This window comes from Chitinimonas sp. BJYL2 (assembly GCF_027257935.1).
Taxonomy (GTDB): Bacteria; Pseudomonadota; Gammaproteobacteria; order Burkholderiales; family Chitinimonadaceae; genus Chitinimonas.
Map to the genome: position 1 here is coordinate 506,568 of NZ_JANZKW010000001.1, position 25,824 is coordinate 532,391.

At 63.5% G+C, this 25,824-nt stretch carries 19 protein-coding genes; 4 read left to right on the plus strand and 15 right to left on the minus strand.

The window, feature by feature from the left end:
- Positions 1-25: 25 nt before the first annotated feature.
- Together O9X62_RS02355 and O9X62_RS02360 are read left to right on the plus strand one after the other, a co-directional pair.
- Entirely contained in the window at positions 26-988 is a 963-nt protein-coding gene (locus tag O9X62_RS02355; RefSeq protein WP_269531169.1) for a complex I NDUFA9 subunit family protein, read from the plus strand.
- On the plus strand, positions 988-2,877 hold the full coding sequence (locus O9X62_RS02360; protein WP_269531835.1) for a diguanylate cyclase domain-containing protein: 1,890 nt from the start codon (positions 988-990) through the stop codon (positions 2,875-2,877). The genes O9X62_RS02355 and O9X62_RS02360 overlap by 1 nt, the downstream gene beginning before the upstream one ends.
- Here O9X62_RS02360 and O9X62_RS02365 read toward each other — a convergent pair.
- The 3 genes from O9X62_RS02365 to O9X62_RS02375 all read right to left on the minus strand — a co-directional run bounded on the left by O9X62_RS02365 (position 2,874) and on the right by O9X62_RS02375 (position 6,275).
- A complete protein-coding gene (locus O9X62_RS02365) occupies positions 2,874-4,676 on the minus strand; it encodes a monovalent cation:proton antiporter-2 (CPA2) family protein (protein WP_269531170.1) in 1,803 nt (600 codons plus the stop codon). The two genes, O9X62_RS02360 and O9X62_RS02365, sit on opposite strands and share 4 nt — an antisense overlap.
- A gap of 118 nt (positions 4,677-4,794) precedes the next feature.
- A complete protein-coding gene (locus O9X62_RS02370; RefSeq protein ID WP_269531171.1) occupies positions 4,795-5,073 on the minus strand; it encodes an HU family DNA-binding protein in 279 nt (92 codons plus the stop codon).
- 260 nt (positions 5,074-5,333) lie between these two features.
- Positions 5,334-6,275: a GGDEF domain-containing protein gene (locus O9X62_RS02375; protein ID WP_269531172.1), complete on the minus strand. Its 942-nt coding sequence runs from the start codon at positions 6,273-6,275 to the stop codon at positions 5,334-5,336.
- Positions 6,276-6,370: 95 nt separating this feature from the next.
- Here O9X62_RS02375 and mpl point away from each other — a divergent pair, with 95 nt between their 5' ends.
- Positions 6,371-7,801 (plus strand): UDP-N-acetylmuramate:L-alanyl-gamma-D-glutamyl-meso-diaminopimelate ligase, encoded by a 1,431-nt coding sequence (gene mpl / locus O9X62_RS02380; protein WP_269531173.1) that lies wholly within the window; start codon positions 6,371-6,373, stop codon positions 7,799-7,801.
- On the opposite strand, the gene hutG is transcribed toward mpl, so the two are convergent.
- From hutG to O9X62_RS02415, 7 genes are all read right to left on the minus strand, one after another.
- Positions 7,790-8,728, minus strand: a complete 939-nt coding sequence (gene hutG / locus O9X62_RS02385; protein WP_269531174.1) for a formimidoylglutamase — start codon at positions 8,726-8,728, stop codon at positions 7,790-7,792. The genes mpl and hutG overlap by 12 nt on opposite strands.
- Positions 8,729-8,770: 42 nt before the next feature.
- Entirely contained in the window at positions 8,771-9,991 is a 1,221-nt protein-coding gene (gene hutI / locus O9X62_RS02390) for an imidazolonepropionase (RefSeq protein WP_269531175.1), read from the minus strand.
- Between the two features lie 4 nt (positions 9,992-9,995).
- On the minus strand, positions 9,996-11,666 hold the full coding sequence (hutU, locus tag O9X62_RS02395) for a urocanate hydratase (RefSeq protein WP_269531176.1): 1,671 nt from the start codon (positions 11,664-11,666) through the stop codon (positions 9,996-9,998).
- 18 nt (positions 11,667-11,684) lie between these two features.
- Complete coding sequence (hutC, locus tag O9X62_RS02400) at positions 11,685-12,380, minus strand: histidine utilization repressor (RefSeq protein ID WP_269531177.1); 696 nt, start codon at positions 12,378-12,380, stop codon at positions 11,685-11,687.
- A gap of 7 nt (positions 12,381-12,387) precedes the next feature.
- Positions 12,388-13,917 (minus strand): histidine ammonia-lyase, encoded by a 1,530-nt coding sequence (gene hutH, locus O9X62_RS02405; protein ID WP_269531178.1) that lies wholly within the window; start codon positions 13,915-13,917, stop codon positions 12,388-12,390.
- Positions 13,918-14,067: 150 nt separating this feature from the next.
- Positions 14,068-14,697 (minus strand): cation transporter, encoded by a 630-nt coding sequence (locus tag O9X62_RS02410; protein ID WP_269531179.1) that lies wholly within the window; start codon positions 14,695-14,697, stop codon positions 14,068-14,070.
- Positions 14,698-14,762: 65 nt separating this feature from the next.
- Positions 14,763-16,883 (minus strand): AsmA-like C-terminal region-containing protein, encoded by a 2,121-nt coding sequence (locus O9X62_RS02415; protein ID WP_269531180.1) that lies wholly within the window; start codon positions 16,881-16,883, stop codon positions 14,763-14,765.
- A gap of 146 nt (positions 16,884-17,029) precedes the next feature.
- Between O9X62_RS02415 and O9X62_RS02420 the strand changes: the two genes are divergently transcribed.
- Positions 17,030-17,464, plus strand: coding sequence for a thioesterase family protein (locus tag O9X62_RS02420; protein WP_269531181.1), 435 nt, complete (start codon positions 17,030-17,032; stop codon positions 17,462-17,464).
- Between the two features lie 128 nt (positions 17,465-17,592).
- Here O9X62_RS02420 and O9X62_RS02425 read toward each other — a convergent pair whose 3' ends face one another.
- The 5 genes from O9X62_RS02425 to cphA (O9X62_RS02445) all read right to left on the minus strand — a co-directional run bounded on the left by O9X62_RS02425 (position 17,593) and on the right by cphA (O9X62_RS02445) (position 25,779).
- Positions 17,593-19,206: a methyl-accepting chemotaxis protein gene (locus O9X62_RS02425; RefSeq protein WP_269531182.1), complete on the minus strand. Its 1,614-nt coding sequence runs from the start codon at positions 19,204-19,206 to the stop codon at positions 17,593-17,595.
- A 160-nt stretch (positions 19,207-19,366) separates the two neighbouring features.
- Positions 19,367-20,461, minus strand: coding sequence for a tRNA 2-thiouridine(34) synthase MnmA (gene mnmA / locus O9X62_RS02430; RefSeq protein ID WP_269531183.1), 1,095 nt, complete (start codon positions 20,459-20,461; stop codon positions 19,367-19,369).
- The gene (locus O9X62_RS02435) at positions 20,454-20,915 is read right to left on the minus strand and encodes an NUDIX hydrolase (protein ID WP_269531184.1); all 462 of its coding nucleotides are present in this window, start codon (positions 20,913-20,915) and stop codon (positions 20,454-20,456) included. The genes mnmA and O9X62_RS02435 overlap by 8 nt, the downstream gene beginning before the upstream one ends.
- A gap of 96 nt (positions 20,916-21,011) precedes the next feature.
- Positions 21,012-23,579: a cyanophycin synthetase gene (gene cphA, locus O9X62_RS02440; RefSeq protein ID WP_269531185.1), complete on the minus strand. Its 2,568-nt coding sequence runs from the start codon at positions 23,577-23,579 to the stop codon at positions 21,012-21,014.
- Positions 23,580-23,628: 49 nt separating this feature from the next.
- Positions 23,629-25,779 (minus strand): cyanophycin synthetase, encoded by a 2,151-nt coding sequence (gene cphA, locus O9X62_RS02445; protein WP_269531186.1) that lies wholly within the window; start codon positions 25,777-25,779, stop codon positions 23,629-23,631.
- Positions 25,780-25,824: the final 45 nt, after the last annotated feature.

Here is a 25,824-nt window from a genome sequence, read left to right on the forward strand (position 1 = left end):
GGGCTAAAACGAAACAATATCATCCATGCCCAACCCCATGCGCCCCAACCAGCCCCCTTCCCTGCTCATCATTGGCGGCACCGGTTTTGTCGGTTTGTCGCTGACCAGCCGGCTCGTCGCAGCCGGCTATCGTGTGACCCTGCCGTGCCGGGATCGCGAGCGCGTCCGCCAGGATCTGATCGCCTTGCCCGGCGTGAACCTGATCCAGGCCGATGTCCACGACCCTGCCACACTGGCCAGGCTGATGCCCGGCCACAGTGCAGTGATCAATCTCGTGGGGATTCTGCACGGCTCGGCCGAGGCTTTCCGCCACGCCCACACCACGCTGACCGAGAAACTGATTTCGGCGATGCACAGCGCCGGCATTCGCCGCTATGTGCACATGAGCGCTTTGGGCGCAGACCCCGCCGGACCATCGCACTACCTGCGCAGCAAGGGCGAGGCTGAACAACGCGTGCGCGCCAGCGGGCTGGACTGGACGATCTTCCGCCCCTCGCTGATCTTTGGCCCCGGCCGCTGCTTTGTGACCATGTTTGCGGATGTGCTGCGGCTGGCACCTATCGTGCCCTTGGCGGGCTACCATGCGCGGATGCAGCCCGTCTGGGTGGAGGATGTCAGCCGTGCCTTCGAAACCGCACTAACCCATCCCGGTTTGATCGGCCGATCCCTGAATCTGGTCGGCCCCCGGATGTACCTGCTGGGCGAATTGCTGCAGGAAATCGCCCGTACCGCCGGACTCTGCCGACTGGTTTTCCCACTGCCCGATGGCTTAGCCCGTGTACAGGCCACGTTGATGGCCGTTCTGCCTCACCCGCCGCTGACCCACGACAACCTCGACTCGCTCAGCGTGCCCAACGATGATCCCGCCGGCTTTCCGCCCGAGCTGGGCTGGCAGCCCACCGCCTTCGAGGCTGTCTTGCCTGCCCTGCTCAATCAATCGGGGCCACAGGCACGGTTTCTGGCGCTGCGCCGCCGAGCCCGGTCTTGATGCGATCCCATCGCTGGTTCTGGCCGCTGCTGGCGGCGCTGATCGGCCTGCTGGCGCTGGCCGCGGAACCCAAGCTGGCCGAGTACGATGAGCAACGGGTCATCGCGGAAGCCTGGTACGACCCCGGTGGCCGCCAAACCATCCATGACGTGATTCGTGAGGCCAATTTCGCCCCACGCACCGCCGTCCGCATTCCCTTGCTGCGTCCGCCCGACTCAACGCTGTGGCTGCGCTTCAAGCTGGCCAGACCACCAACAGCACGCGATGACTGGTGGCTGGTTCTCAGCGACTCGGGCTTGCGTGAGGCCACGCTTTACCAGTCGCTCGGTGGTGAAGGTTTCCGGCGCAGCCAGACGGGTACCGACATGCCCTTCCGTGAGCGCGCCCTGCCGTTTCGTCAGGGCGTGCTGGCGATTGAACTCGGTACCGAGCCGAGTACCTTCTACCTGCGCCTCAAAAGCCGGGATGACTTCGCCACCGACCTGCAGCTGCGTCAACCGCGCCGCATGGCCTTGGTCGAGCATGGGCGCGGCCTGATCTTTGGGCTGATCTACGGCAGCATCGTGGTCCTCGCGCTGTATAACCTGTTCATGCTGCGCAGCCTGCGCGAGACCCTGTACCTGCCCTATGTGGTCGCCAGTGTGTCAGCCTTGCTGACCATCGTCGCACTCAATGGCCATGGCCATCAGTACCTGTGGCCCGACTCTGCCTGGCTGGCCCGTCACGATACGGTGCTCTTTGCCGCGCTTTGGGCGCTGGCCTTCATCCACTACACCCGCCACCTGCTGGAGCTGCCACAGCACCTGCCCTGGCTGGATCGTCTGGGCTTGGGCCTTTCCGTACTGACCCTGCTGGCCATGTTGCTGCATTTTGCAGAGGCCCTGATGGCGGGCTTCTGGCTCAGCATACTGTGCTATGGCCTGATTGCCCTGTACATGCTGCTGGTATCGGTGTGGCGCTGGCATCAGGGCTCACGTCCCGCGGGTTACTTCTTGGCTGGCAATCTGGTGCTCTGCGGCAGCGTCACCCTGATCATCCTGATGGTGTTCGGCATCATTCCCGCCAACCTGCACGGGCTGAACCTGATGCAGATCGGCATTGCGCTGCAGTCCCTGCTGTTGTCACTGGCACTCGCCGACCGCGTCCGCGATCTGCATGCGGCTCACGACGCCGCACGCAAATCGGCGCTGGCGGCCCAGCAGGCGCAGATCGACCAGTTGCGCGAACATGAGGAAGAACTGGAAAACCGCGTCGCTGCCCGTACCGAGGCGCTCGCCGAGGCCAATGCGCGTCTGCGTGATGAGATCGACGCGCGCAGTGTGATTGAGAACCAGCTCAAGGAAAGCGAAGCCCGGTTACGCCAGCAGGCCCTGCACGATGCCCTCACCGGCCTCCCCAATCGTCTGCTGCTATCCGATCGCCTCCATCAGGTGCTGTCCCGCCAACCCCGTCAGACGCGGCCATTTGCGCTGATGCTGCTGGACCTTGACAGGTTCAAGCCGGTCAACGACCAATACGGGCACGAAGTTGGCGATCATCTGCTGATCGAAGTCGCCACGCGCCTGCGTCAAACCGTACGCGTCTCGGACACGGCGGGTCGCATCGGTGGCGATGAGTTCGTGCTGCTTGCAGAAGAACTGGCCAACCGTGACGCCGCCGGCCAGCTGGCGGCCAAGCTGGTCGAGGCCATCAGTGCTCCCTATGAAATCGACGGCACGCCCATCCACATCGGCGTCAGCATCGGCATCGCCTTTTATCCCGGTGATGGTGAAGATGGCGAGATGTTGCTGCGCCATGCCGATGCGGCGATGTATACAGTCAAACGCAGCGGCCGCAATGCTTATGCCTTCTGGCACGACACCGCCATCGGCCAGCCGGACCAGCCTTAAACCGACTGCCCGACCGGCGTCGATGTTTCGGGATGAGCGTCATGCGCCGGATCATCCGACTCGAACAGCCCTTCCAGCTCGCGTGCCGCTTCGCGCGATGTCTGTACCAGCTGGGCTTCATCGTGATTCACTGCATACTGGCGTGCCAGCAGCGCTTCATCATGCTGCCGGAATGCCGCCAGCGCTGCCGTGACCTGATTGGCATCATGGCCCAGCCCGGCCAGCACATCGCCGGCCATCTCAAGGCTGGCTGCAAAGGTTTCGCGGTGGATCACCGTCACGCCCAGATCGCGCAGCCGGTAATAGTGGAAGCGATTGCGCGCTCTGGCATACACGCGCAAATGCGGGAAGTGCTGCCGCACCATGGCGGCGGTCTTGAGCGAGGCTTCGATCTCGTCGATGGCCAGCACGAACACCTCAGCCTTGGCTGCCCCGGCTGCGCGCAGCAGATCCAGCCGCGAGGCGTCACCAAAGTGGATGCGGTTACCAAAGCGCCGCACAAAATCCACCTGCTCGAAACTGGACTCCAACACCGTGGCCGGAATACGTCGCATGCGCAGTACCCGCGCCACAATCTGTCCAAAGCGCCCGAAGCCCGCGATGATGACCTTGTGGTCCTCCGCTTCAATCGCATCGTAGTCGGGCTTGGTGCTGGTCTCGAAGCGCGGTGCAATCCAGCGCTCGTGCGCGCCTACCAGCAGCGGGGTCAGCGCCATCGACAGTGTCACCACCATGGCAAGCAACTCAGCCACGGCGCCGGGCAGCAACTGCTGGCCTACCGCCAGCGTCAGCAGCACAAAGGCAAACTCGCCTCCTTGCGAGAGATACACGCCAAAACGGCGGGCTGCGCGCCCCTGCATGCCGGCTACGCGGCCTATGCCCCAGAGGATGAGCGCCTTCACCGCCATGAGGCCCAGACTCAGGCCGATCAGCGTCAGCGGCTCGCTGCGCAGCAGGCCCAGATTGGCCGCCATGCCCACCGCCACAAAGAACAGGCCCAGCAACACGCCCTTGAAAGGCTCGATATTGGCTTCGAGTTCATGGCGGTACTCCGAATCAGCCAGCAGCACACCGGCCAGGAATGCCCCCAGCGACAGACTGAGACCAGCGCTTTCCATCAGCGTGGCCATCGCCAGCACCACCAGCAGAGTGGCCATCACGAACAGTTCATGGCTGTTGGTACGCGCAACACGGCTCAGCAGCGCCCGCAGGATGAATCGCCCGCCCAGCACCACGGCAGCGATCGCCCCCACCGATACCCAGGCCGAGGGCCGGCTGGCCTGCCCCGCATTGGGCGACAGCAAGGGCAGGATGGCCAGCAACGGAATCACCGCCAGATCCTGGAACAGCAGCACCGCAAAACCATCGCGGCCATGCCGGCTGGTCAACTCGTTCTTCTCGGCCAGCATCTGCAAGACAAAGGCTGTAGACGAGAGCGACAGCGCCAGGCCCGCCACACCTGCCGCTAACGGCGACAGCCCCAGCAGCCAGGCAATCCCCCCCAGCACCATCGCGCTCAGCAGCACCTGCGCCCCGCCGAGACCGAATACCGCGCGGCGCAGCACCCACAGACGCGAGGGTTGTAGTTCCAGCCCGATGATGAACAGCAGCAACACCACGCCGAATTCGGTGGTGTGGAGGATGACCTCAGGCTCCTCGATCAGCCCCAGGCCCCAGGGGCCGATCGCCACACCCGCGGCCAGATAGCCCAGTACGGACGCAAGACCAAAGCGCTTGAGCAGCGGCACGGCCACGACTGCGGCAGCCAGCAGGACTACGGCTTGGGTGAGGGGCGACATGACGGTTCCTGTGGGGGAGACACGGTGATGATGGCATGCCCGCGCAAGCATCGGAAGCCGGGCAAACGGGCATAAAAAAACCCCGCCGTAGCGGGGTTCTTTTACAGCGTGAAGCGGATTAACCGTTCACGGCGTCCTTCAGGGCCTTCAGGGCCGAGAAAGCGGGCGACTTGCGCGCAGCGATCTGGATCGCTTCGCCAGTCTTGGGGTTGCGGCCGGTCTTGGCAGCCTTGGCCTTGACCGAGAACTTGCCGACGCCAGGCAGAACGGCTTCGTCGCCCTTGGCGAGGGTTTCACGCAGTGCGTCGCCCAGCGCGTCAACGAAGGCTTCGGTCACGGTCTTGGGTTGCTGGGTACGCTCGGCGAGCGCATCAATCAGTTCTTTTTTTGTCCGCATGGGAATCTCTCGGATAAGAAAGTTTCGGGCAGCCCGCAAGGGCAGTTTCAAGGCATCGCTACACGCGTAGAGCCCTGTAGCAGCCACGCCTCGCAATGATCAGCGCGAACCCTAACCCAGAGCAATGCAGCAACACAACCCTGTTCATTCGCATGGCATACGCGCAAACCGTACATCCGTGCAGAAAAGCCGTCAGAAGCTGTTGATAACAAAGAAAAATGCCGCCCGACGGCGGCATTTTTCCCGAACAAGGTTTTTTGTTATTCCGCAAATATCACCTGGTCGCGGCCCGCGTGTTTGGCTTGATACATCGCCTCATCGGCGCGCAACAGCATGGCGTGACCGTTCTCGTCGTCCTTGAGCGCAGCAAGGCCGGTGGAGAAGCGGATGTCGATCTGGTGGGTCTGGTAATGGAAGGGCGTGCGGATATTCGCCTGGCGCAGACGGTCCACCACATAGCGCGCGCCATTGCCATCGGTTTCAGGCAGCAGGATCAGGAACTCCTCGCCGCCGTAGCGCACCAGGATATCGCTCTCGCGCAGTACGGCTTTGACGATGCTGGAAAAGTGCAGCAGCACCTTGTCACCGATCAGATGGCCGTGCTTGTCGTTGACCTGCTTGAATTCGTCCAGATCAAGTATAGCCACGGTAAGCGCATGCATATTGCGGCGCGCACGTTTGACCTCGCGTGCCAGCGTGTGCTCAAGCCCCTGACGATTCAGCGCCCCGGTCAGCGGGTCCTGTTCCAGCGTCTTGCGGTTGATGGCCAGATCGGTCTGGATCTTCTCCATGGTCTGCTTCATGTCGAGTAGATCACGCTGGGAGGAACTCACCGTATTGCGGACCGTATCGGTGGTATCTATCAGCTCGGCCAGCAAGGCCTCGATCTGCTGCGGCGTGGGCGACTGACGCAGGGAATCCAGCGAGCGATCCATCACTTCCCCACCGCGCTCCAGATCCTGAAGCAGGGTAGCGGACGTATCATTCATGTCTTCGAGTACATCGGAAACACGGAACAGCACCTGGTAGGCGCTCTTGAGTTCGGCATCGCTCTTGTCGGTTGGCGACTTGATGGCGGCGATGGCGTTGTAGAATTTGGTGTAGTTTTCCGGCGTCGGCGGCAATCCGAGCTCGGCGAGGCGCTTGAGCGCAATGCGGGCGATGTCGGATGGCGTCAGTGATTGCGGCTGCGGCGGCGTCATCGTGCGTCCGTTCGTTTATGTCAGTTGCATACTATACCAAGGCCCGCATACCAGTCTGGATGCGGGTTCGCACCATTCTAACCTTTTCCAAATCCATGCATATCCACATCCTTGGCATTTGCGGCACCTTTATGGGCGGCATTGCCCAACTGGCCCGCGCAGCCGGCCATACCGTGACAGGCTGCGACGCCAACGTCTACCCGCCAATGAGCACCCAGCTGGAGGCGAGCGGTATTGATCTCATTCAAGGCTATGGCACCGAACAGATCAAACTGAATCCGGATTTGTTCGTGATCGGCAATGTCGTCAGCCGCGGCAATCCGCTCATGGAAGCCATCCTGAACGCGGGCCTGCCCTATGTGTCCGGCCCGCAATGGCTGGCCGAGCACGTGCTACGTGACCCACAGCATCCGAAGTGGGTGCTGGCCGTTGCTGGCACCCATGGGAAGACCACCACCACGGCCATGCTGGCCTGGATACTCGACTACGCGGGATTGGCACCGGGCTTTCTGGTTGGTGGCGTACCGGCCAACTTCGGCATTTCCGCACGCATGCCGGGCGAGCCGCGCCAGGAAGCCGGTGGCCGCTCACCGTTCTTCGTGATTGAAGCTGACGAGTACGACACGGCTTTTTTCGACAAGCGGTCGAAGTTTGTCCATTACCAGCCCCGCACAGCCATTCTCAACAATCTGGAATACGACCACGCCGACATCTTTGCGGATGTGGCGGCCATAGAAACCCAGTTCCACCATCTGGTCCGCACCCTGCCAGGGCAAGGCCTGATCGTGGCCAATGGTCGCGAGGCCGCACTGGATCGTGCGCTGGCCCGCGGATGCTGGACGCCGGTTGAGCGTTTTGGCGTGGACACCGGCTGGCAGATCGGCACGGTTTACGACGATGGTTTCGAGGTGTTGCTCGACGGCACGCCGCAAGGGCGACTGCACTGGGATCTGCTGGGCGAGCACAACCAGCTCAATGCCCTGGCTGCGCTGGCAGCGGCGCGCCATGTGGGCGTCAGCCCCGAGATCGCTATAGCGGCCATGCGTGAATTCCGCAGCGTCAAGCGGCGCATGGAGGTGGTGGGGATGGCGCAGGGCATTACCGTCTATGACGATTTCGCCCATCACCCCACGGCCATCGAGACCACCGTAGCGGGCTTGCGCCGCAAGGTGGGCGATGCCCGCATCCTGGCTGTGCTGGAACCCCGCTCCAACACCATGAAGCTGGGCACGATGAAATCGCTGTTGCCGGGCAGCCTCAAGGCTGCCGACCTGGTGTTCTGTTACGCCGGCAAACTGGGCTGGAACCCCGCGGAAGCACTAGCCCCGCTGGGTGAGCAGGCCGTGGTAAGTGACCAGTTCGATACCTTGCTGGCACGTATCGTGGCGACGGCACGGCCCGGCGACCATATCCTGGTGATGAGCAATGGGGGATTCGAAGGCATCCACCAGAAGCTGCTGGCCGCACTGGCCGTCTCCGGGCAGGATGCCCCTGCTCGGGACGGACAGGCTTGTTTAGCGGGCTAAGCGCCAGACCAGCCTCGCCGCCAGCTTGGCGGTGAGGTTGTCGTGATCGAAGGCCGGGTTGAACTCGGCCAGATCCGCCAGCTTGAGCTTGCCCGTGGCCTTGATCGCATCGATCAGCGACTCGATCACGCGCAGTTCCACGCCGCGCACCGCAGGCGCAGACACCCCTGGCGCCACGCTGGCGGGCAGCACATCCAGACAGATGGTGAGGTAGAGCCAGTCCACCTCATCGGCAAAGAAGGTCAGCGTATCGAGCAGTTCCTCGATGCGCTCGGGCACGCATTCCTCGTCCAGCCGCCATTGCACGCCCAGCTCGTGGGCGCGGTGGAACAGCGCCTCGGTATTGGCCGGCTCGGCGATGCCGAATACCAGGTAGCGGAACTCGGCATCCTGCTCTTCGCAGGCCTCGGCGATCTGCCGGAACGGCGTGCCCGAACTGGCTTGTGCGCTGGCACGCAGATCGAAGTGGGCGTCGAGATTGACGATGCCGATACGCGGCTTGCGCCCCAGCAGCTCGGCATGGCGCGCCAGCCCCAAAAAACTGCCGTAGGCCATTTCATGCCCGCCGCCCAGCACCAGCGGAAAATGCCCGCGACCCAGCAGATCAGCGAGCTGACGTCCCAGCTCGGTCTGCGCTGCCTCCAGCGCATTGTCTTCACAACGCACGTCGCCTGCGTCGTAAACATGGCCCTCGTGGTGCCAGGCCAGATTGGCCAGCGCCTTGCGGATCATCACCGGACCTTCCGCTGCGCCAGGCCGGCCGTGGTTACGGCGTACGCCGGCATCACAAGCAAAGCCCAGCAGGGCCACGCCCGCCGAGGCATCCGCCTGCAGCGGCTTGATGCGTTCATGCCAGCGACGCGCCAGTGCGCCCTCTTCGGTATCGGTGCGGCCTTGCCAGTGATGCATGTCGGCTGGGGTATACATGAGATTCTCGCTTTCGGATGCGTGTTGCTATGCCTGTGGGCACTAGCGCGATGCCGGACCCACCATGCGTCCGTTGGACCAGCGCTGCCACAATGGTTCGCCGCCGAGCCAGTAACACAGCTCGGCCGGACGTTCGATACGCCATAGCGCCAGATCGGCGCGTTTGCCCACGGTGAGCGTACCTACCTCATCCTGCATGCCCAACGCCTTGGCAGCATGACGCGTCATGCCGGCCAGTGCTTCTGCCGGCGTCAGGCGGAACAGCGTGCACGCCATGTTCAGTGCCAGCAGCGGGCTGCTGCACGGTGCCGTGCCGGGGTTGCAATCGGTGGAGACGGCCATGGCCACACCGGCAGCGCGCAGCGCCTCGATAGGGGGCAGCTTGGTCTCGCGCAGGCAATAGAAGGCTATCGGCAGCAGCACGGCCACTGTGCCATGCGCAGCCATCGCGGCAATACCCTGTTCGTCCAGCCATTCGAGATGATCAGCCGACAAGCCGCCAAGCCGCGCCGTCAGCTCGGCACCACCGGAATCCGACAGCTGCTCGGCATGCAGCTTGACCGGCAAGCCACGCTGCTGTGCCGCCCGGAACAGGCGCTCGACCTGATCGCGACTGAAGCCTAGGGTCTCGCAGAAGGCGTCGACCGCGTCGATCAACCCCTCGTCGGCCAGCGGCGCGAGCCAGGCCATGCAAGCATCGATATAGTCGTCGGCGCGGCCTGCGTACTCGGCCGGCAGCGCATGTGCCGCCAGATAGGTCGTGCGCACCGCGACGTTACGCGCCTCGCCCAGTTGCCGGGCCACGCGCAGCATCTTGCGCTCGGTCGCGTAGTCGAGGCCGTAGCCGGATTTGATTTCTACCGTCGTCACGCCTTCACGCAGCAGGGCATCGAGCCGGCGCAGGCTGGCCATGAACAGCTCGGCTTCGCTGGCCGCGCGTGTCGCCGCCACAGTGGAGCGGATGCCACCGCCGGCGCGGGCAATCTCTTCGTAGCTCGCACCATTGAGTCGCATCTCGAACTCGTTGGCCCGGTCACCGCCGTAGACCAGATGGGTATGGCAGTCGATCAGGCCCGGCGTGAGCCAGCCGCCGTCGCCATCCACTTCCTCCACCTCGCCCAGCCCGGCCGGCAGATCGGCTTCGTGGCCTAGCCAGGCTATGCGGCCATCGCGGATCAGCAGCGCGCCATCGCGGATGGCACCGTAATCGGAACCCGCTTCGAGTGTGGCCAGATGCAGATGGCGCAGCAGCGTATCGGCCACGGGCTCAGCCCAGCATCGGCAGGTTCAGCCCCTGCTCGCGGGCGCAATCCTTGGCGATGTCGTAACCGGCGTCGGCATGACGCATCACGCCGGTGCCGGGGTCGTTCCACAGCACGCGCTCCAGACGGCGGTCGGCTGCCTCGGTACCGTCACACACAATCACCACGCCGCTGTGCTGCGAGTAGCCCATGCCCACGCCGCCGCCATGGTGCAGCGACACCCAGGTCGCGCCGCCGGCGGTATTCAGCAGGGCGTTCAGTAGTGGCCAGTCGGAAACCGCATCGGAGCCGTCCTGCATGCTTTCGGTCTCGCGGTTCGGCGAGGCCACCGAGCCGGAATCGAGGTGATCGCGGCCGATCACGATGGGCGCCTTGAGTTCGCCAGTGCGCACCATCTCGTTGAACGCCAGCGCCAGACGGTGGCGCTGGCCCAGACCCACCCAGCAAATCCGCGCCGGCAGGCCCTGGAAAGCGATGCGCTCGCGCGCCATGTCGAGCCAGTTGTGCAGGTGCGCGTCGTCGGGGATCAGTTCCTTGACCTTGGCATCAGTCTTGTAGATGTCCTCGGGGTCGCCCGACAGCGCCACCCAGCGGAAGGGGCCGATGCCCTTGCAGAACAGGGGGCGGATATAGGCGGGTACAAAGCCGGGGAAGTCGAAGGCATTCTTCACGCCCTGATCGAGCGCGACCTGGCGGATGTTGTTGCCGTAATCGAGCGTGGCGGCGCCGCGTGCTTGCAGATCGAGCATCGCCTGCACATGCACGGCCATCGAACGCTTGGCCGCGTCGGCCACGGCTTGCGGATTGGCCTGCTGCTGTTCGCGCCACTGCGCCACGTTCCAGTCTTGCGGCAGGTAGCCATGCACCGGGTCGTGCGCGCTGGTCTGATCCGTCACCACATCCGGCGTGATGTTGCGTTTGACCAGCTCGGGGAACACATCCGCCGCATTGCCCAGCAAACCGATCGACACCGGCTTGCCGGCCGCCTTGGCCTCGGCCAGCATGGCCAGCGCTTCATCAAGCGTGCGGGCCTTCTTGTCGAGGTAACGGGTGCGCAGACGGAAGTCGATGCGGGTTTCGTCGCATTCGACGGCAATCATGCTGAAGCCAGCCATGGTCGCGGCCAGCGGCTGTGCGCCGCCCATGCCCCCGAGACCGCCAGTCAGAATCCAGCGGCCCTTGGGTTCACCGTTGAAATGCTGGTTGGCGACGGCGAAGAAGGTTTCGTACGTACCCTGCACGATGCCCTGGGTGCCGATATAGATCCACGAGCCGGCCGTCATCTGGCCGTACATCATCAGGCCCTTTTTATCGAGCTCGTTGAAGTGATCCCAGTTGGCCCAGGCCGGCACCAGGTTCGAGTTGGCCAGCAGTACGCGCGGGGCATCAGCATGTGTGCGGAACACACCCACCGGCTTGCCCGACTGGATCAACAGGGTTTCGTCATCATTCAGCGTCTTCAGCGAAGCCAGAATCTGGTCAAAACACGCCCAGTTTCGCGCGGCACGGCCGATGCCGCCGTACACGACCAGTGCCTGCGGGTGCTCGGCGACTTCGGGGTCGAGGTTGTTCTGGATCATGCGGTAAGCGGCTTCGGTGAGCCAGCTCTTGCAAGTCAGCTGGCTGCCACGCGGCGCGCGGATCACGCGGCTGGGGTCGAGGCGGGAATCGTTCATGGGGATCTCCAATGAAGGTCAGAACCAGCCGCTGAACTGGTAGCGTCCAGCGGGGTGATAAAGCTTGGCCACGCTGGCCACTTGCCCGTTCGAATAGGTACGGCGGTGCAGCACCAGACAGGGTTCGTCCTTATCCATGCTTAGCTTGGCGCGGATGCCGCGGTCGGGCCGGCGCGCTTCGATGCGGTATTCCACACGCGACAAGGGTGCGGCGCGCATCAGGTATTCGTTCGGCGTGGTGCTCGCGTAGTCCTGTTTGAGGTAATCGGGCGCCAAAACCGGGTTGACCCAGCGCTCTTCGAGCTGGATCGGCAGCTCGTTTTCGAAGTGCAGGATCAGCGAGTGGAAGATCGTCGAGCCGACATCCACACCCAGCTCCTGCGCCAGTGCGGCATCGGCCTTCACGCTGCCCACCTTCAACGGCGTCGCGCGGTGCGCATGGCCACGGGCGCGGATTTCCTCGGCAATGGAGCGGATCGCCACCAGCGTGCTCTGGTACTTGGTGGCGGCCACAAAGGTGCCCGCGCCTTGGCTGCGCGTGAGTACGCCTTCGGCTGCCAGTTCGCGCACGGCGCGGTTCACGGTCATCCGTGCCACGCCGAAGCGGCGTACCAGCTCGGGTTCGCTGGGCACCTGGTCACCGGCGCGCCAGATACCGGCATGGATTTCGCCGAGGATGTAGTCCTTGATCTGCTGGTAGGCCGGTGTGCTCATGGTGGTGTCAGCGTTGGGATTCAAACGTCAGCGGGGCGATCTGCGCAAACGCGCCTTCACGCACCAGGGCCGCAATCGCACTGATATCGGGCGCGAAATAGCGGTCGATGTCGTAATGCGGCACGTGGCGGCGGATCAGGTCCATGGCCGGCTGCAGCTGCGGCGAGGTCGCATGCGGTGCGCGCAGGTCCACGCCCTGGGCGGCGGCCAGCAGTTCAATCGCAAGGATGTGTGCGACGTTGTCGACAATCTCGCCGAGCTTGCGTGCGGCAAAGGTCGCCATCGACACATGGTCTTCCTGATTGGCGCTGGTGGGCAGGCTATCCACACTGGCCGGATGGGCTAGGGTCTTGTTCTCGCTGGCGAGGGCTGCGGCGGTGACGTGCGCGATCATGAAGCCCGAGTTCACGCCGCCATCCTTGACCAGGAACGGTGGCAGGCCCGACAGCGTGGCGTCGATCAGCAGTGCGATGCGGCGCTCGGCCAGTGCGCCGATTTCGGAGGTGACGATGCCCAGCATATCGGCCGCAAACGCCACCGGCTCCGCGTGGAAATTGCCGCCAGACAGCACTTCTTCGGTCTCGGCAAAAATCAGTGGGTTATCGGATACCGCATCGGCTTCGCGCAGCAGCACGGTGGCCGCATGGCGGATCTGGTCCAGACATGCGCCCATCACCTGTGGCTGGCAGCGCAGGCTGTAAGGGTCCTGCACCTTTTCGCAGCCCTTGTGGCTGGCATTGATGGCCGAATCCTTGAGCAGGGCGCGGTAAGCAGCGGCAACGTCGATCTGGCCTGGATGGCCGCGGAGCTGGTGAATACGGTCGTCGAACGGCGTGACCGAGCCGGCAGCAGCATCGACGCTCAGTGCGCCCGAAACCAATGCAGTCTGGAAGACGGTTTCGATCTCGAACATATGCGCCAGCGCCAAAGCGGTGGATGCCTGTGTGCCGTTGAGCAGCGCCAGACCTTCCTTGGCGGCCAGACCCATCGGCGCCAGACCCACGCGCGCCAAGCCCTCGGTGGCCGGGCGCCATGCGCCATCGAGCCAGACTTCGCCGATGCCCAGCAGCACCGCGCTCATATGCGCCAGCGGTGCCAGATCACCCGAGGCACCCACCGAACCCTTGACCGGAATGCGCGGCAGAATGTCGGCGTTCAATAGCTTGAACAGCGCCTGCAGCACTTCGAGGCGGATGCCCGAGAAACCGCGACCCATGCTCGACAGCTTGAGCGTCATCAGGATGCGCACCACCGGCAGCGACATCGGCTCACCCACGCCCACGGCGTGCGACAGCACCAGATTCTTCTGCAGCAGTTCGAGCTGATCGTGCGGGATATGCGTGGAGGCGAGGCGGCCAAAGCCAGTGTTGATGCCATAGGCCGGCGCACCGCGTGCGGCAATGGCCGCAACGGCACGGCTGCTGGCTTCGATGGCCGGGATGGCCGCGGGATCAAGCACCACTTCAACCCCACCGCGCGAGATGGTGCGCAGCTGGGCAAGCGTCAGATGACCGGGGGTAAGGGTCAGGCGGGACATGGGCGTTCCTGTGGCGTGGTCTATCAACAGGCCCAAGATTACGCGCATCGATTTGTATAGACAAGTTGTGCTGCAACATCGCCTAACCTGCCTTGGCACAGGGAGCGATCAGGGACAGGCAATACAGCGCAGCAAGATGAGCGCAGCAGGTCAGCCCGGCAGCGTGCCCTTACTCGCCGCCAGCTCCGCTCTGGCTGCTGTAATCACGCGCACAGCCGAACGGATCAGCAGACTGACCAGCGCGGCTGCGATCAGGATGTCGGGCCAGCCGGACCCTGTTGCCCAGACCGCGCCGGCGGCCAGCAGGACGGCAAGATTCGACGCAATATCATTGCGCGAACACTCCCAGACCGAACTCATGTTGACGTCTTCATGCCGATGGCGCCAAAGCAGATAAAGGCATGCCGAATTGGCAGCGAGCCCCACAAGGCTGAACAGGCCCATTTCATCAAACGCCGGCAGGGTCGGCGTGACGAGTTTGAAGCCGATCTGGACCACCACCGCCATGGCCGCCAGCAGGATCAGCACGCCTTTGAACAGCGCCACCCTGGCCTTGGTGGCCGGACCTCTGGAGACCGCATACAGGCTCAGGCCATAGGTCAGTGCATCACCCAGGTTATCCAGGCTATCCGAGAGCAGGGCGGATGACGCCGAATGCAGCGCGGCCAGCAAGATCACCACAAACATCGTTGCGTTGATCGCCAGTACCGCCTGTAAGGTACCCCGCTGCCTTTCACGCAGGCGATCCAGCGAGCAATCGTTATTGCAGCAACCACTCATGTCGCACCTCGTTCATGTAGCTTGGGATGGGCATTGCCCCAGTTACCCCGGGTACCCCAGTTGCACTAGCGTGCAGCGGGCTTGCCCAGCAGTTTCTCGCGCAGGGCGCGGGTATCCACCCGGTACGCCGGGTCTGCCAGCGGACCGCTGATGTCGATGGGGACGGTCACGCCCTTGAGTGCATCAAACTCGGGAACCCCGCTGCCACCTCGCACAGTCGCATTGAGCAGATAGTTGATCTCGCCACGACCAATATCCACGCCACCCGCACCATCCAGGCTGAGATAAGGGGAGCGGATCTTGAGGTCACGGCTTTCCGCTACGCCATCCTTGACCACAAAGCGGGCGCTCAGATCGGAAAAGCGGGTGCCACGGCCATTCTGCACCTGCACCATATCCCCCGTGAGCGCAGCCAGATTGCGCCGCAAGCCGCGCAGGATGTCGCCCACATCCAGCCCCTCGATCGCACCATGGCTGACCATCAGGTCGATCCGCCCGCTCAAGCCTTGGCGCGCTGCCGCGAGGCTGGTCGCATCGGTCGTGAGATCAAGGTTGAGATTGCCACGGCCGTACAGGCGATCAATCCCGAACACGTCGGACATCAGCGCCGCCACTTCCATACCCTGCAGCGTTTGTGCCAAGTGCAGGCGCGGGCTCTTGCCCCCGTTGAGCAGCAGCCGGCCCTTGAGCTGACCGCCGTAGATATCCGCCGACAAGGGCTCCAGCAGCACCTGCTTGCGGGCGGCTTCGATATGGGTTTGCAGATTGAATACCCGGAAGGCCCCCACCTGCAGCTCGCCCAGTTTGAGATCACCACGGGCATTGAGGCCGTTGAGCCAGTCTACGGGCCAGGCTTGCGCGGGGTCGATGCGGGGCGTCTCGGTGGCCGCAGGCAGATACGGGCTCAGGTCCAGCTTGGCCAGATCCAGGCCGAAGGCATAACGCGTATCCACAAAGTCTTCGAGCGAGAACTGTGCCTTGATGGGTGCGCCGTCGAGCTTGCCCTGCCCTTCCCAGTCAAAACGTTCGCGCGCCAGATCCACGGCGGCGCGGCCCTCCATGACCAACCGGATGGCACCGCCGGGCAAGGCACGATGCCGATAGGCACCGCTCAGCGCCAGTCCTTCCAGCGCCAGTTTCTCCCACTCGCTGATACGCAGGGGGCTATCGATATCCAGTTCAGCGTTATGGAGATCATCCAGCAGCTTGATCTTGAGGTGCGCGCGGTCGGCATACAGACTGCCCTCAGCATCGGCTGCCAGCTTGGCCAGATCCAGCTTGCCCGCAATTTCCGAACGCGCGCTCTTGATACCGAATTCGGCGACCACCTGCCCGGTGGATAGACCACCCTCGCCACCGCGCAGGGCCGGGGTCTTGATCAGCGCCTGCCAGCGCTGATCCGCGCGTTGCGCCGTGGCATGCGCTGCGGCGTTGATCAGCTTGCCTCGCCAGGGCAAGGCAGCCAGACTCAGGTCGCCAGTCAGATCAAACCGGCCATCATGCCACTCGGGTGTTTCTGCACTGATGGCCAGCCGGAACCCCTGCAAGCTGGCAGTCAGCCGCTCCCGATCCACCGCGAGCCGGCTATCGAGCCGCAGATCACCCGACCACTCCGGGGCACTGACACGGCCCACCGCACTGAGCGCACCATGTTCGCCTTCCGGCTCCAGCGCATGTAGCTCCAGTTCGCGCAGGCGGATCACCTCACCAGATGCATCACGCCAGTTGAGCGAGGCATTGACCAGATCAACGCGCTCACCCAGCCAGTGCAGGCGCTGCTGGCGGGGTCGCCGGGTCAGCAGATCATCACAGCTGAGGGTGCCATCGGGCATGACCTGCACATTGAGCGCCAAACCTTCGATGCGTGCATCCACCAGCCCCAGCTTGCCACCGAAAAGTCCTGCCCAACCCAGTGAGAACCGGGCGCTCTCCCAGCGTGCAAACAGGGCGCGGCCATCCGGCTCGCTCACGGTCAGGGCATCAAGGGTGATACCCGGTCTTGGCAGCAAGGCAATGCGCAGGCCATCGACCGTGACCTTGCGGCCCAGAGAGGCGCTGGCATCGGCGGCCAGCTGGTTGCCGAGCGTGCGGAAGTTGATCAGCGGCAAAGCGGCGATCAGCAGCAGGGCGATACCCAGCCAGAGCAGCGGACGGCGCAGACGCCGGGGCAGTTGTTGAATCGGCATGCGCGGATTATTCCAGCCGGGGGCAAACAGGGAAACCTCGGCAGCATAACTTGTTCGGGCACGGCCAGTGGCAGCGGGATATATCACGAATGCCCGCCGGGCCTTGCTACCATCGCTCACCCTTGTTCTCTACTGCGAGCCCGATCATGCCAAGCCCCTTCGCCCCCCATCTCACCGAAATCAAGGTACGCGGTTACCACCTCGACCTTTACGGCCACGTCAACAACGCGCGGTATCTGGAATTCCTGGAAGAGGCGCGCTGGGGCCTGACCGAGACACATGGTTCGATTCAGGCTTTCAGCGAAGCAGGGCTGGCCTTCGTGATTGTGAACATCAACATCAACTACCGCCGCGCAGCCCTGATGGGGGAGGTGCTGGTCATCGAAACCGCCCTGAAAAAGCTCGGCAGCCGCAGCGGTGTGATTCATCAGCGCGTGATGCTCAAGGGCAGTGACACCGTGATTGCGGATGCCGACGTGACGTTTGTGCTGTTCGACACCGCCAAAGGCACCGCGATCAGCATGGATGAAGCGGCCCGCGAACTGTTCGCCACCGTGCCGGTCTGGTCCGCCGAGGCCTGATAGCGGCAAGCCAGCCATTGCGGGCCGCAATGCCGCCACACGGCGCCACCCGCATCTGCAACAATCAAAAACGCCCGGATTTCACCGGGCGTTTTTGATTGTGCGATCAACACTGCCTCAAGGCAGTATCAGATACGGTAACGGGCCACCGCACCTTGCATGTCAGACGCAAGCTGTTGCAGCAGGGTTGCCGAATCTGCCGTATCACTGGCGGCGGCACTGGCCTCTTCCGACATCTGGGCAATTCGCTCCACCTGCTGGGATATGCTCAGGCTGGCAGTGCTCTGTTCACGGATAGCGTTGCTGATATCATCCACCATGTCGACGACACGGCCCGAGCCTTTGCGGATCTGCTCGATGCTGCCCCCGGCCTGGCTGGCTTTCTGAACACCCACATCCACCTTATCGACCACCTCGCGCATGCTGGCCACTGCCGCATCGGCGCCATGCTGGATGGTGGTGATGAGCTTGGCGATCTCTTGCGTGGAGACTGAGGTGCGCTCGGCCAGCTTGCGCACTTCATCGGCCACCACGGCAAAACCCCGGCCCTGCTCACCGGCCCGCGCCGCCTCGATCGCGGCATTGAGCGCGAGCAGATTGGTCTGATCGGCCACTTCCTTGATCACACTGACGACGGCACCGATATTGGCGCTCTCGCGGGCAAGCTGGTCGATCTGCTGCGATGCCTCGTGAACGCGTGACGCAATGCCGTTGATCTCGGCAACCGTGGCATGGATCACCGCTTCGCCTTCGCTGGCCACCTGACCCGACTCACGCGAGACGGTATTGGCCTCGACAGCGCGATCCGCCACATGGTTGATACTGACGGTCACCTCTTCCACCGTTGCCGCCATATTGGACGATGATTCGCTGGCAGCAAGCGAATTGGCCGACATGCGCTGCGCTGCAATGGCCATTTCATCCGCCTGGCGGGAAACGCCCTGCACACCTTGCGCGAGATTGCGGAAGCTCTCCTGCAGGGTATCCAGCAGACGATTGAAGGCCAGGACGGTGAGTCCCACCTCGTCCCGGCTGGTGATCGGTACGCGCTGGGTAAAGTCGAGGTCGCGGCCGATACGTTCCACCGTGTGCTCCATGGTGGCCAGCGGGCCGGCAATGGCCCGATGGATCAGGAAACCGAACACGGAAATGGCAGCCAGCGCGAGAACGATTACCACACCCAGAATGGTGGTGGCGCGACTGGAAGCCTCATGGGTACGGGCACTGGATTCCTCGGTCGCCTTCAGGTTGTACGCGGCCACCTTCTCGATGGCAGCCTGCAAGGCCTGCTCGGCGGGAATCACCTTGCCATACAGGGCGGCCACTGCTTCGTCGTTACTGCCTTTGCTGGATGCCGCCAGCGCCTCATCGTAGCCGGCGGTATACACCTGGAATGCTTTTCTAAGACTCTCGTAGTTGGCCTTGTCCGTCGCATCGCTGGTGAGGTTGGCATAGCCATCTACCGCGCGCTTGGCATTGGCGACCGCTTCGCTGACCTTGCCTGCAAACGCCTGCTTGAGATCAACATCCTGCTCCATGATGTGGCTCAGCAGCAGCGCCCGCATTTCGCGGTAGGTCACCGCCATGTCACCCGTCGCCTGCAGGCTGGGGAGATCGTCATCGGTCAGTGCAGAGACTTGTGCATTCAGTGAGCGCAGTCCGCTGATCGCGGTGACACCCACGATCAAGAGTGCGGCGAGCGCCATGGCTATCATCAGGATCAGCCGTTTGCCTATCGTCATGGTGCAGTCCTTTTCATCTCAGTCGCCCCGCCCAGGCGCCTGACTGGTTCGAGTATCTACACTATAGCGACTGAAATGCGCAGTGCGAGGCGAAGCATGCAAGGCAGCTTGATATGGCACAAAGTCCGCCACAGCAGGCCTCCCGCCGGCCAGACCAGGCCTACTGGATGATGCCGCCCCCGAGGCAGACCCGCCCGTCGTAGAGCACCACCGATTGCCCCGGCGTAACGGCCCACTGCGGCTCGTCAAAGCGCACACGCAACACCCCCTGTTCGATGGCGAGCACCTCGCAGGCGGCATCCTGCTGACGATAGCGGGTCTTGGCCGTATAACGCCCGGGCAGTGGTGGTGTATCGGCCACCCAGCTGAGCTGGCCAGCCACAAGCTCGGGTTTGAGCAACAAAGGGTGATCGCGGCCTTGCACCACGATCAGTTCGTTCTTGCCCAGATCCTTGTCGGCCACGTACCAAGGCTCGCCCGGCCCGCCGATATTGAGCCCCTGGCGCTGGCCCAGCGTGTAGTACATCAGGCCCATGTGCTCGGCCACGATCTTGCCTTCGGGCGTGCGCATCACGCCGGGCTCCTTGGGCAGATAGCGGTTAAGAAAATCGCGGAATGGGCGCTCGCCGATAAAGCAGATGCCGGTTGAATCCTTCTTGGCATGATTGGGCAGACCGATTTCAGCGGCAATGCGGCGTACTTCGGGCTTGGCGATCTCCCCCAGCGGAAACAGCGCTCTGGAAACCTGATACTGGCTCAGGCGGTAGAGGAAGTAGCTCTGGTCCTTGGCGGCATCGGCGCCCCGCAGCAGGCGCGTCAATCCCTGGGCATCGATATCGGTAGCCGCATAATGGCCCGTGGCAATTTTCTCGGCGCCCTGCGCAATCGCGTAGTCCAGAAAGGCCTTGAACTTGATCTCGGCGTTGCACAGCACATCGGGATTGGGCGTACGGCCGGACTGGTACTCCGCCAGAAAGTAGGCAAAGACGCGGTCCTTGTATTCCTTGGCAAAGTTGACCAGCTCAATGTCGATACCCACCAGATCGGCGACGGCAATGGCATCGCGCGAGTCTTCCTTGATCGAGCAGAACTCGTCGTCGTTATCGTCTTCCCAGTTCTGCATGAAAACGCCGAGCACATCGTAACCCTGCTGTTTGAGCAGGTGCGCCGAGACCGACGAATCCACGCCTCCCGAAAGGCCCACCACGATACGGTTTGCCTTTGCGCCTGCCAAAGGGCTTGCTGCGTCAGTCATGGTGCGAAATCAGTTCCAGTGGGTAGCGCCGGCCGGCGCGGTAATCATCGATGCACTGCAGCACCAGCGGACTGCGATGCCGCTCCCGGCAGGCCAGCAGTTCGTCATAGCCAAGCCAAACCGGCCGCAGGATATCGGGGTCCAGCTCGGTGGCGACAGGCGCCCGCTCATCCAGCTCGGCGGCATAGGCCACTCGCAGGTAAGTGAGCCCCGGTTTGCCCGGCGGCGACCATTGGTAAATCCCCACAAGTGCCGTCGGGATCACCGTATAGCCGGTTTCCTCGCGTGCTTCGCGCACGCTGGCGGCCAGCAGCGATTCGCCGTGGTCCAGATGACCAGCAGGCTGGTTGAAGCGCAGGCCGTCGGCCGTGTGCTCTTCCACCAGCAGATAGCGGCCATCGCGTTCAACAATGACCGCTACCGTGGTATTGGGTTTCCAGATCGATTCGCTCATGGTCCCGATCAGATGGGGAAAAGCCTGCAATTTTAAAGACTTGCAAACAAAAAAGCCCGCACCGTTGCGTGCGGGCTTTTTGTCAGCATCCGTTCGCTAGCCGGCACATCGCTGAGCAATGTGGGCCAGGGCTTCCTCCACCTGATCCACAAGGATCAGGCACAGATCGCCCGGCTGCAGTCGCGACAAGGCTTTATCGATGGCAATGAACTCGCCGTTGATTTCCTCGCTATGGGTGGTGCGGCTTGCGCCCACCAGACCCTCGCGCAACAGGGCCAGCACCTCGCCATCGGCGCGGCCACGCTGGCAGGCATCCTGATACAGGATCACCTCGTCAAACGCCGCACCAAGAATCTTGGTCTGGTCACGGATATCCTCATCGCGACGGTCGCCCGCACCACTGATGACCACCGAACGGCGCTTGGCCGGCATGGCTTCCACCGCCTGCACCAGTGCAATCATCGCATCGGGGTTGTGGCCGTAATCGGCAATCACGGTGGCGCCCTTGTAATCGAATACATTGAAGCGGCCGGGCGCGTTGTCGCCATCGGTCGTGAAGGTCTTCAAGCCCAGCTCGATGGCCGGCCAGCTGATGCCGGCACCCCAAGCCGCGGCCGTGGAGGCCATCACATTCTCGATCTGGAAGCCGATGGTGCCACCGCGCGTGATCGGCACTTCGGTGAGTGAGAAGGTCCACTGCACCTCGCCTTCGGCCGCCACCAGCTTGCCATCCTCGATATAAACAACGCGACGCCCCTGTGCCCGCTGGGCTGCCATCACCGGCAGGTGCGGATCGGCGGCGAAGAAAATGATCTGCCCCGGCGAGTTGGCCGCCATGGCCGCCACCACGGGATCGGCGGCATTGAGCACGGCATAACCGTTCGGCGCCACATTCTGGACGATGACGCGCTTGAGCACGGCCAAGTCTTCGAGCGTGGTGATGTAGTTGAGGCCCAGATGATCGCCACGGCCTACGTTGGTGACCACGGCAACCTGGCAGCGATCAAACGCCAGGCCCTCGCGCAGCAAGCCGCCACGCGCAGTCTCGAAAACGGCGGCGTCCACATCGGGGTGCATCAGCACATTGCGGGCCGAGCGCGGGCCGCTGCAATCGCCGCTGTCGATCTGACGGCCGTTCACATACACGCCATCGGTATTGGTCATGCCCACGCGCAGGCCACTCGCAGCGATCAGGTGGGCAGTCAGCCGCACGGTCGTGGTCTTGCCATTGGTCCCCGTGATCGCCAATACCGGAATACGGCCGTCATCGCCTGCCGGGTAAAGCATATCCACCACGGCCTCACCGACATTGCGACCCTTGCCGTACGAGGGACTCAGGTGCATGCGCAGACCCGGTGCGGCGTTGACTTCCACCACGCCGCCGCCCTGATCTTCGAGCGGGGTCAGCACGCTGTCGCACACGATATCGACACCGCAGATATGCAGGCCGATGGTTTGCGCTGCTTCGATGGCACGGGCAGCCATTTCCGGGTGCACATCGTCGGTCACATCGGTAGCTGAGCCGCCGGTAGACAGATTGGCGTTATTGCGCAGCACCACGCGCTGGCCCTTGGCCGGCACGGAGTCGGGCGTCAGACCCTGCATTTCCAGGCGGGCTACAGCAATTTCATCAAGGCGTATCTTGGTCAACGAAGTCGCATGGCCCTCGCCACGGCGCGGATCGCGGTTCACATCCTCGACCAGTTCGCGCACCGAGCGCTTGCCGTCGCCAATCACGTTGGGCGGATCGCGGCGCGCGGCGGCAACCAGCTTGTCGCCTACCACCAGCAGGCGGAAATCGTGGCCCGGCAGGTAGCGCTCGACGAGGATATCGTCGCGGAACTCGCTGGCGACCTTGAAAGCCAGATCCAGCTGCTCGCGCGTGGTGATGTTCACCGTCACCCCCTTGCCCTGATTGCCATCCTGCGGCTTGACCACCACGGGCAGGCCGATTTCCAGCGCGGCGGCCCAGGCGTCGTCGGCATCCTTGGCAGGCCGGCCAGTGGGCACGGGTACCCCGGCGGCGTGCAGCAGCTTCTTGGTCAGCTCCTTGTCCTGCGCGATCGATTCGGCAATCGCGCTGGTCGAATCCACCTCGGCGGCCTGGATGCGCCGCTGCTTGCTGCCCCAGCCAAACTGCACCAAGCTCCCGGTCGTGAGCCGGCGGAACGGGATGCCGCGTGCGGCAGCGGCATAAACGATGGAACCGGTACTCGGCCCGAGGCGCTCGTCCTCGTCCAGATCGCGCAGCTGCTTGAGCGCAGCATCCAGATCGAATGGGGTATCGGCCAGCGCGGCATTGACCAGCTGTTCGGCCAGTTCAAACGCCAAACGACCCACCGCCTCTTCGCTGTATTCGACTACGACCTGATACACGCCCGGCTCCACGGTCTGCGTGGTGCGGCTGAATGTCACCGGGCAGCCGGCTTGTTCCTGCAGGCCCAGCGCCGCAAATTCCAGCGCATGCGCGACCGAGATGACGTCATCGTGGTGCATGGCCGACAAGGGCATCAGCGCAGGAAACCGCGCACGCAGGCGCTGCTCGAAATCGGGCAACTGGGTCACGGCACGCTCGGCACCATCGCAGCGCACGATGCCTTCGATGCCGGTATGGCGACTCCAGAGATTGGGACCGCGCAGGGCGCGGATTCGTGACACTTCCATCAGGCTATCTCTCGCTGGGCCATCGGGTTCTATAGGGACAATGCAAGTATCAGGCGCGGCTCATGCCCAAGCCGGCCTCAAGTCCGGCCGCAATCAGCGCCGGGCTCACACCAAAGTAGGTCGCCACCGCCACCGCTGCGAGCGTACCGGCCGCGTCGCCGGTATCCGACTCGCCGGGCAGGGGGGCAATGATCTGCTCTTGCGCGCCATCGGCCAGCACGATCTGGCCCTCGCGGGCAAACAGGACGCGGCCACCATCAGCGCGATGCGCTGCCAGCGCCGGCAACTGGCCATCCAGTGCATACAGCACCACGGCGCCATCACACAGGTCTGCCATCTCCACCAGCATGGGCTCGGCCGCATGAAGCACAGCCAGCCCCGATTCATCCACTACATCGACCTGGGTACGCAGGACCTTGTAGAGATGATCGGGCTCGACCACATGCCAGTCCGCCAGTCCCGCCAGGCCATCGGCATCGGTCACCACGCCCACCTGGCAGCGATCGTAGGGCAGGCCATCGCCCAGGATGCCTGCCGGATGGTGCTCGAAGACAGCCGTATCGATCTTGCGGTTGATCAGAATGCGCTGACCGGCATCCCAGCGACTGGCATCACCGGCATCGATACGGCGGCGGTCCAGAAACAGGCCATCACGGCAGGCTAGGCCCACATGGCGCCCCGCCATCAGCAACAGGCTGCTGATCAAGCGGGCAACGCGGGTGGTGCCGGTACTGCCGGTCACGCCAACCAGGGGAATACGCCCGCTCGCGTCAGCCGGGAACAGATGATCGATGATGGCAGCACCTACCGGGCGCGGCTCGCCATTGGCAGGCCGAAGGTGCATCAGCAGGCCCGGGCCGGCATTGACCTCCACGATGGCCGCGCCTTGCGCGTGCAGGGGCTTGCTGATGTCCTCAGCCACCACGTCCACACCGGCGATATCCAGCCCCACCGTCCGCGCTGCCAGACCCACCATGGCGGCGACTTCGGGATGAACCTCTGGCGTACATTCAAATGCCACATTGCCATTGCGCTGGATCAGCACGCGTTGCCCTGCTGCCGGCACGGAGTCCGGTGTGTAGCCCTGGCGCGCCAGTTCGTTGCGGATGGCGGTATCGTCATCGAGATTCAGGCGAGCCAGCGGATGCAGCTCGGTCGTCCCGCGGCGCGGATCACTGTTGATCTGCGCATCCACCAGCGCGCGCAGCGTGGCGACACCGTCCGCCACCACCCATGCCGTCTCACCGCGCGCGGCAGCAGCAACCTTGCCACCAACGACCAGCAGCCGGTGTTCGACACCGGGGATGCATCGCTCGACCATCACCTCGCTACCGTGCCGTGCGGCAAACTCAAAGGCCTTTTCCACGTCTTCACGGGTTTTCAGGTCCATCGACACCCCGCGGCCATGGTTGCCGTCGGTCGGCTTGACCACCACGGGTAAACCGATGTCCTCGGCGGCGGCCCAGGCGGCCTCGGGCGAATCCACCACCTCGCCCTCCGGCACCGGCACACCCACCGATTTGAGCAGGCTCTTGGTCAGATCCTTGTCGCTGGAAATGCCCTCGGCAATGGCGCTGGTACGGTCGGTTTCGGCCGTCCAGATGCGACGCTGCGCCTTGCCATGGCCCAGTTGCACCAGATTGCCTTCATTGAGGCGGATATGCGGGATGCGGCGCTCGGTGGCGGCTGCCACGATGCAGGCCGTGCTAGGGCCCAAGTGGTGATCGTCCACCAGATCGCGCAGCTGCTGCACGGTGTGGTCGATATCGAACGGCTGATCGTTGATCGCGGCCATCACGATATCCCGAGCCGCGACAATCGCGGCACGGCCGACCTGCTCGTTGCGGGCACGCACGGCCACTTTGTAGACGCCGCGTACCGGTGTACTGCGCGTTTGCCCGAAACCGGTCTGCAAGCCCGCCAGGTTGTTCAGCTCGATGGCCACATGCTCCATGATGTGGCCCATCCACGTGCCTTCCTGAAGACGTTCCAGAAAACCACCGCGTTCGCCCACGCCGCAGTGGTGTTCGATGAGCCCCGGCAACATGCCGGTGAGGCGCTCGAAAAAGCCGGGCAACGTGTTGGAGGGGAAGTCTTCGAGTTCACCCAGATCGACCCAGGCTTCAATGACGGGACGATATGTCCAGATATTCGGCCCGCGCAGATAGGTGGTACGAAGGAATTCGATTGCTTTCTTCATCTTGATCCCGGAGCGAGGGCGATAAGCTGTTTCCAGCGGTGTTCT

What these genes read in the sequence shown, in the direction of transcription:
- O9X62_RS02355 (WP_269531169.1), top strand. Translation starts at nt 26, where the DNA reads ATGCCCAACCCCATGCGCCCCAACCAGCCCCCTTCCCTGCTCATCATT.
- O9X62_RS02360 (WP_269531835.1), top strand. Translation starts at nt 988, where the DNA reads ATGCGATCCCATCGCTGGTTCTGGCCGCTGCTGGCGGCGCTGATCGGC.
- O9X62_RS02365 (WP_269531170.1), bottom strand. Translation starts at nt 4,676, where the DNA reads ATGTCGCCCCTCACCCAAGCCGTAGTCCTGCTGGCTGCCGCAGTCGTG.
- O9X62_RS02370 (WP_269531171.1), bottom strand. Translation starts at nt 5,073, where the DNA reads ATGCGGACAAAAAAAGAACTGATTGATGCGCTCGCCGAGCGTACCCAG.
- O9X62_RS02375 (WP_269531172.1), bottom strand. Translation starts at nt 6,275, where the DNA reads ATGACGCCGCCGCAGCCGCAATCACTGACGCCATCCGACATCGCCCGC.
- mpl (WP_269531173.1), top strand. Translation starts at nt 6,371, where the DNA reads ATGCATATCCACATCCTTGGCATTTGCGGCACCTTTATGGGCGGCATT.
- hutG (WP_269531174.1), bottom strand. Translation starts at nt 8,728, where the DNA reads ATGTATACCCCAGCCGACATGCATCACTGGCAAGGCCGCACCGATACC.
- hutU (WP_269531176.1), bottom strand. Translation starts at nt 11,666, where the DNA reads ATGAACGATTCCCGCCTCGACCCCAGCCGCGTGATCCGCGCGCCGCGT.
- hutC (WP_269531177.1), bottom strand. Translation starts at nt 12,380, where the DNA reads ATGAGCACACCGGCCTACCAGCAGATCAAGGACTACATCCTCGGCGAA.
- hutH (WP_269531178.1), bottom strand. Translation starts at nt 13,917, where the DNA reads ATGTCCCGCCTGACCCTTACCCCCGGTCATCTGACGCTTGCCCAGCTG.
- O9X62_RS02410 (WP_269531179.1), bottom strand. Translation starts at nt 14,697, where the DNA reads ATGAGTGGTTGCTGCAATAACGATTGCTCGCTGGATCGCCTGCGTGAA.
- O9X62_RS02415 (WP_269531180.1), bottom strand. Translation starts at nt 16,883, where the DNA reads ATGCCGATTCAACAACTGCCCCGGCGTCTGCGCCGTCCGCTGCTCTGG.
- O9X62_RS02420 (WP_269531181.1), top strand. Translation starts at nt 17,030, where the DNA reads ATGCCAAGCCCCTTCGCCCCCCATCTCACCGAAATCAAGGTACGCGGT.
- O9X62_RS02425 (WP_269531182.1), bottom strand. Translation starts at nt 19,206, where the DNA reads ATGACGATAGGCAAACGGCTGATCCTGATGATAGCCATGGCGCTCGCC.
- mnmA (WP_269531183.1), bottom strand. Translation starts at nt 20,461, where the DNA reads ATGACTGACGCAGCAAGCCCTTTGGCAGGCGCAAAGGCAAACCGTATC.
- O9X62_RS02435 (WP_269531184.1), bottom strand. Translation starts at nt 20,915, where the DNA reads ATGAGCGAATCGATCTGGAAACCCAATACCACGGTAGCGGTCATTGTT.
- cphA (WP_269531185.1), bottom strand. Translation starts at nt 23,579, where the DNA reads ATGGAAGTGTCACGAATCCGCGCCCTGCGCGGTCCCAATCTCTGGAGT.
- cphA (WP_269531186.1), bottom strand. Translation starts at nt 25,779, where the DNA reads ATGAAGAAAGCAATCGAATTCCTTCGTACCACCTATCTGCGCGGGCCG.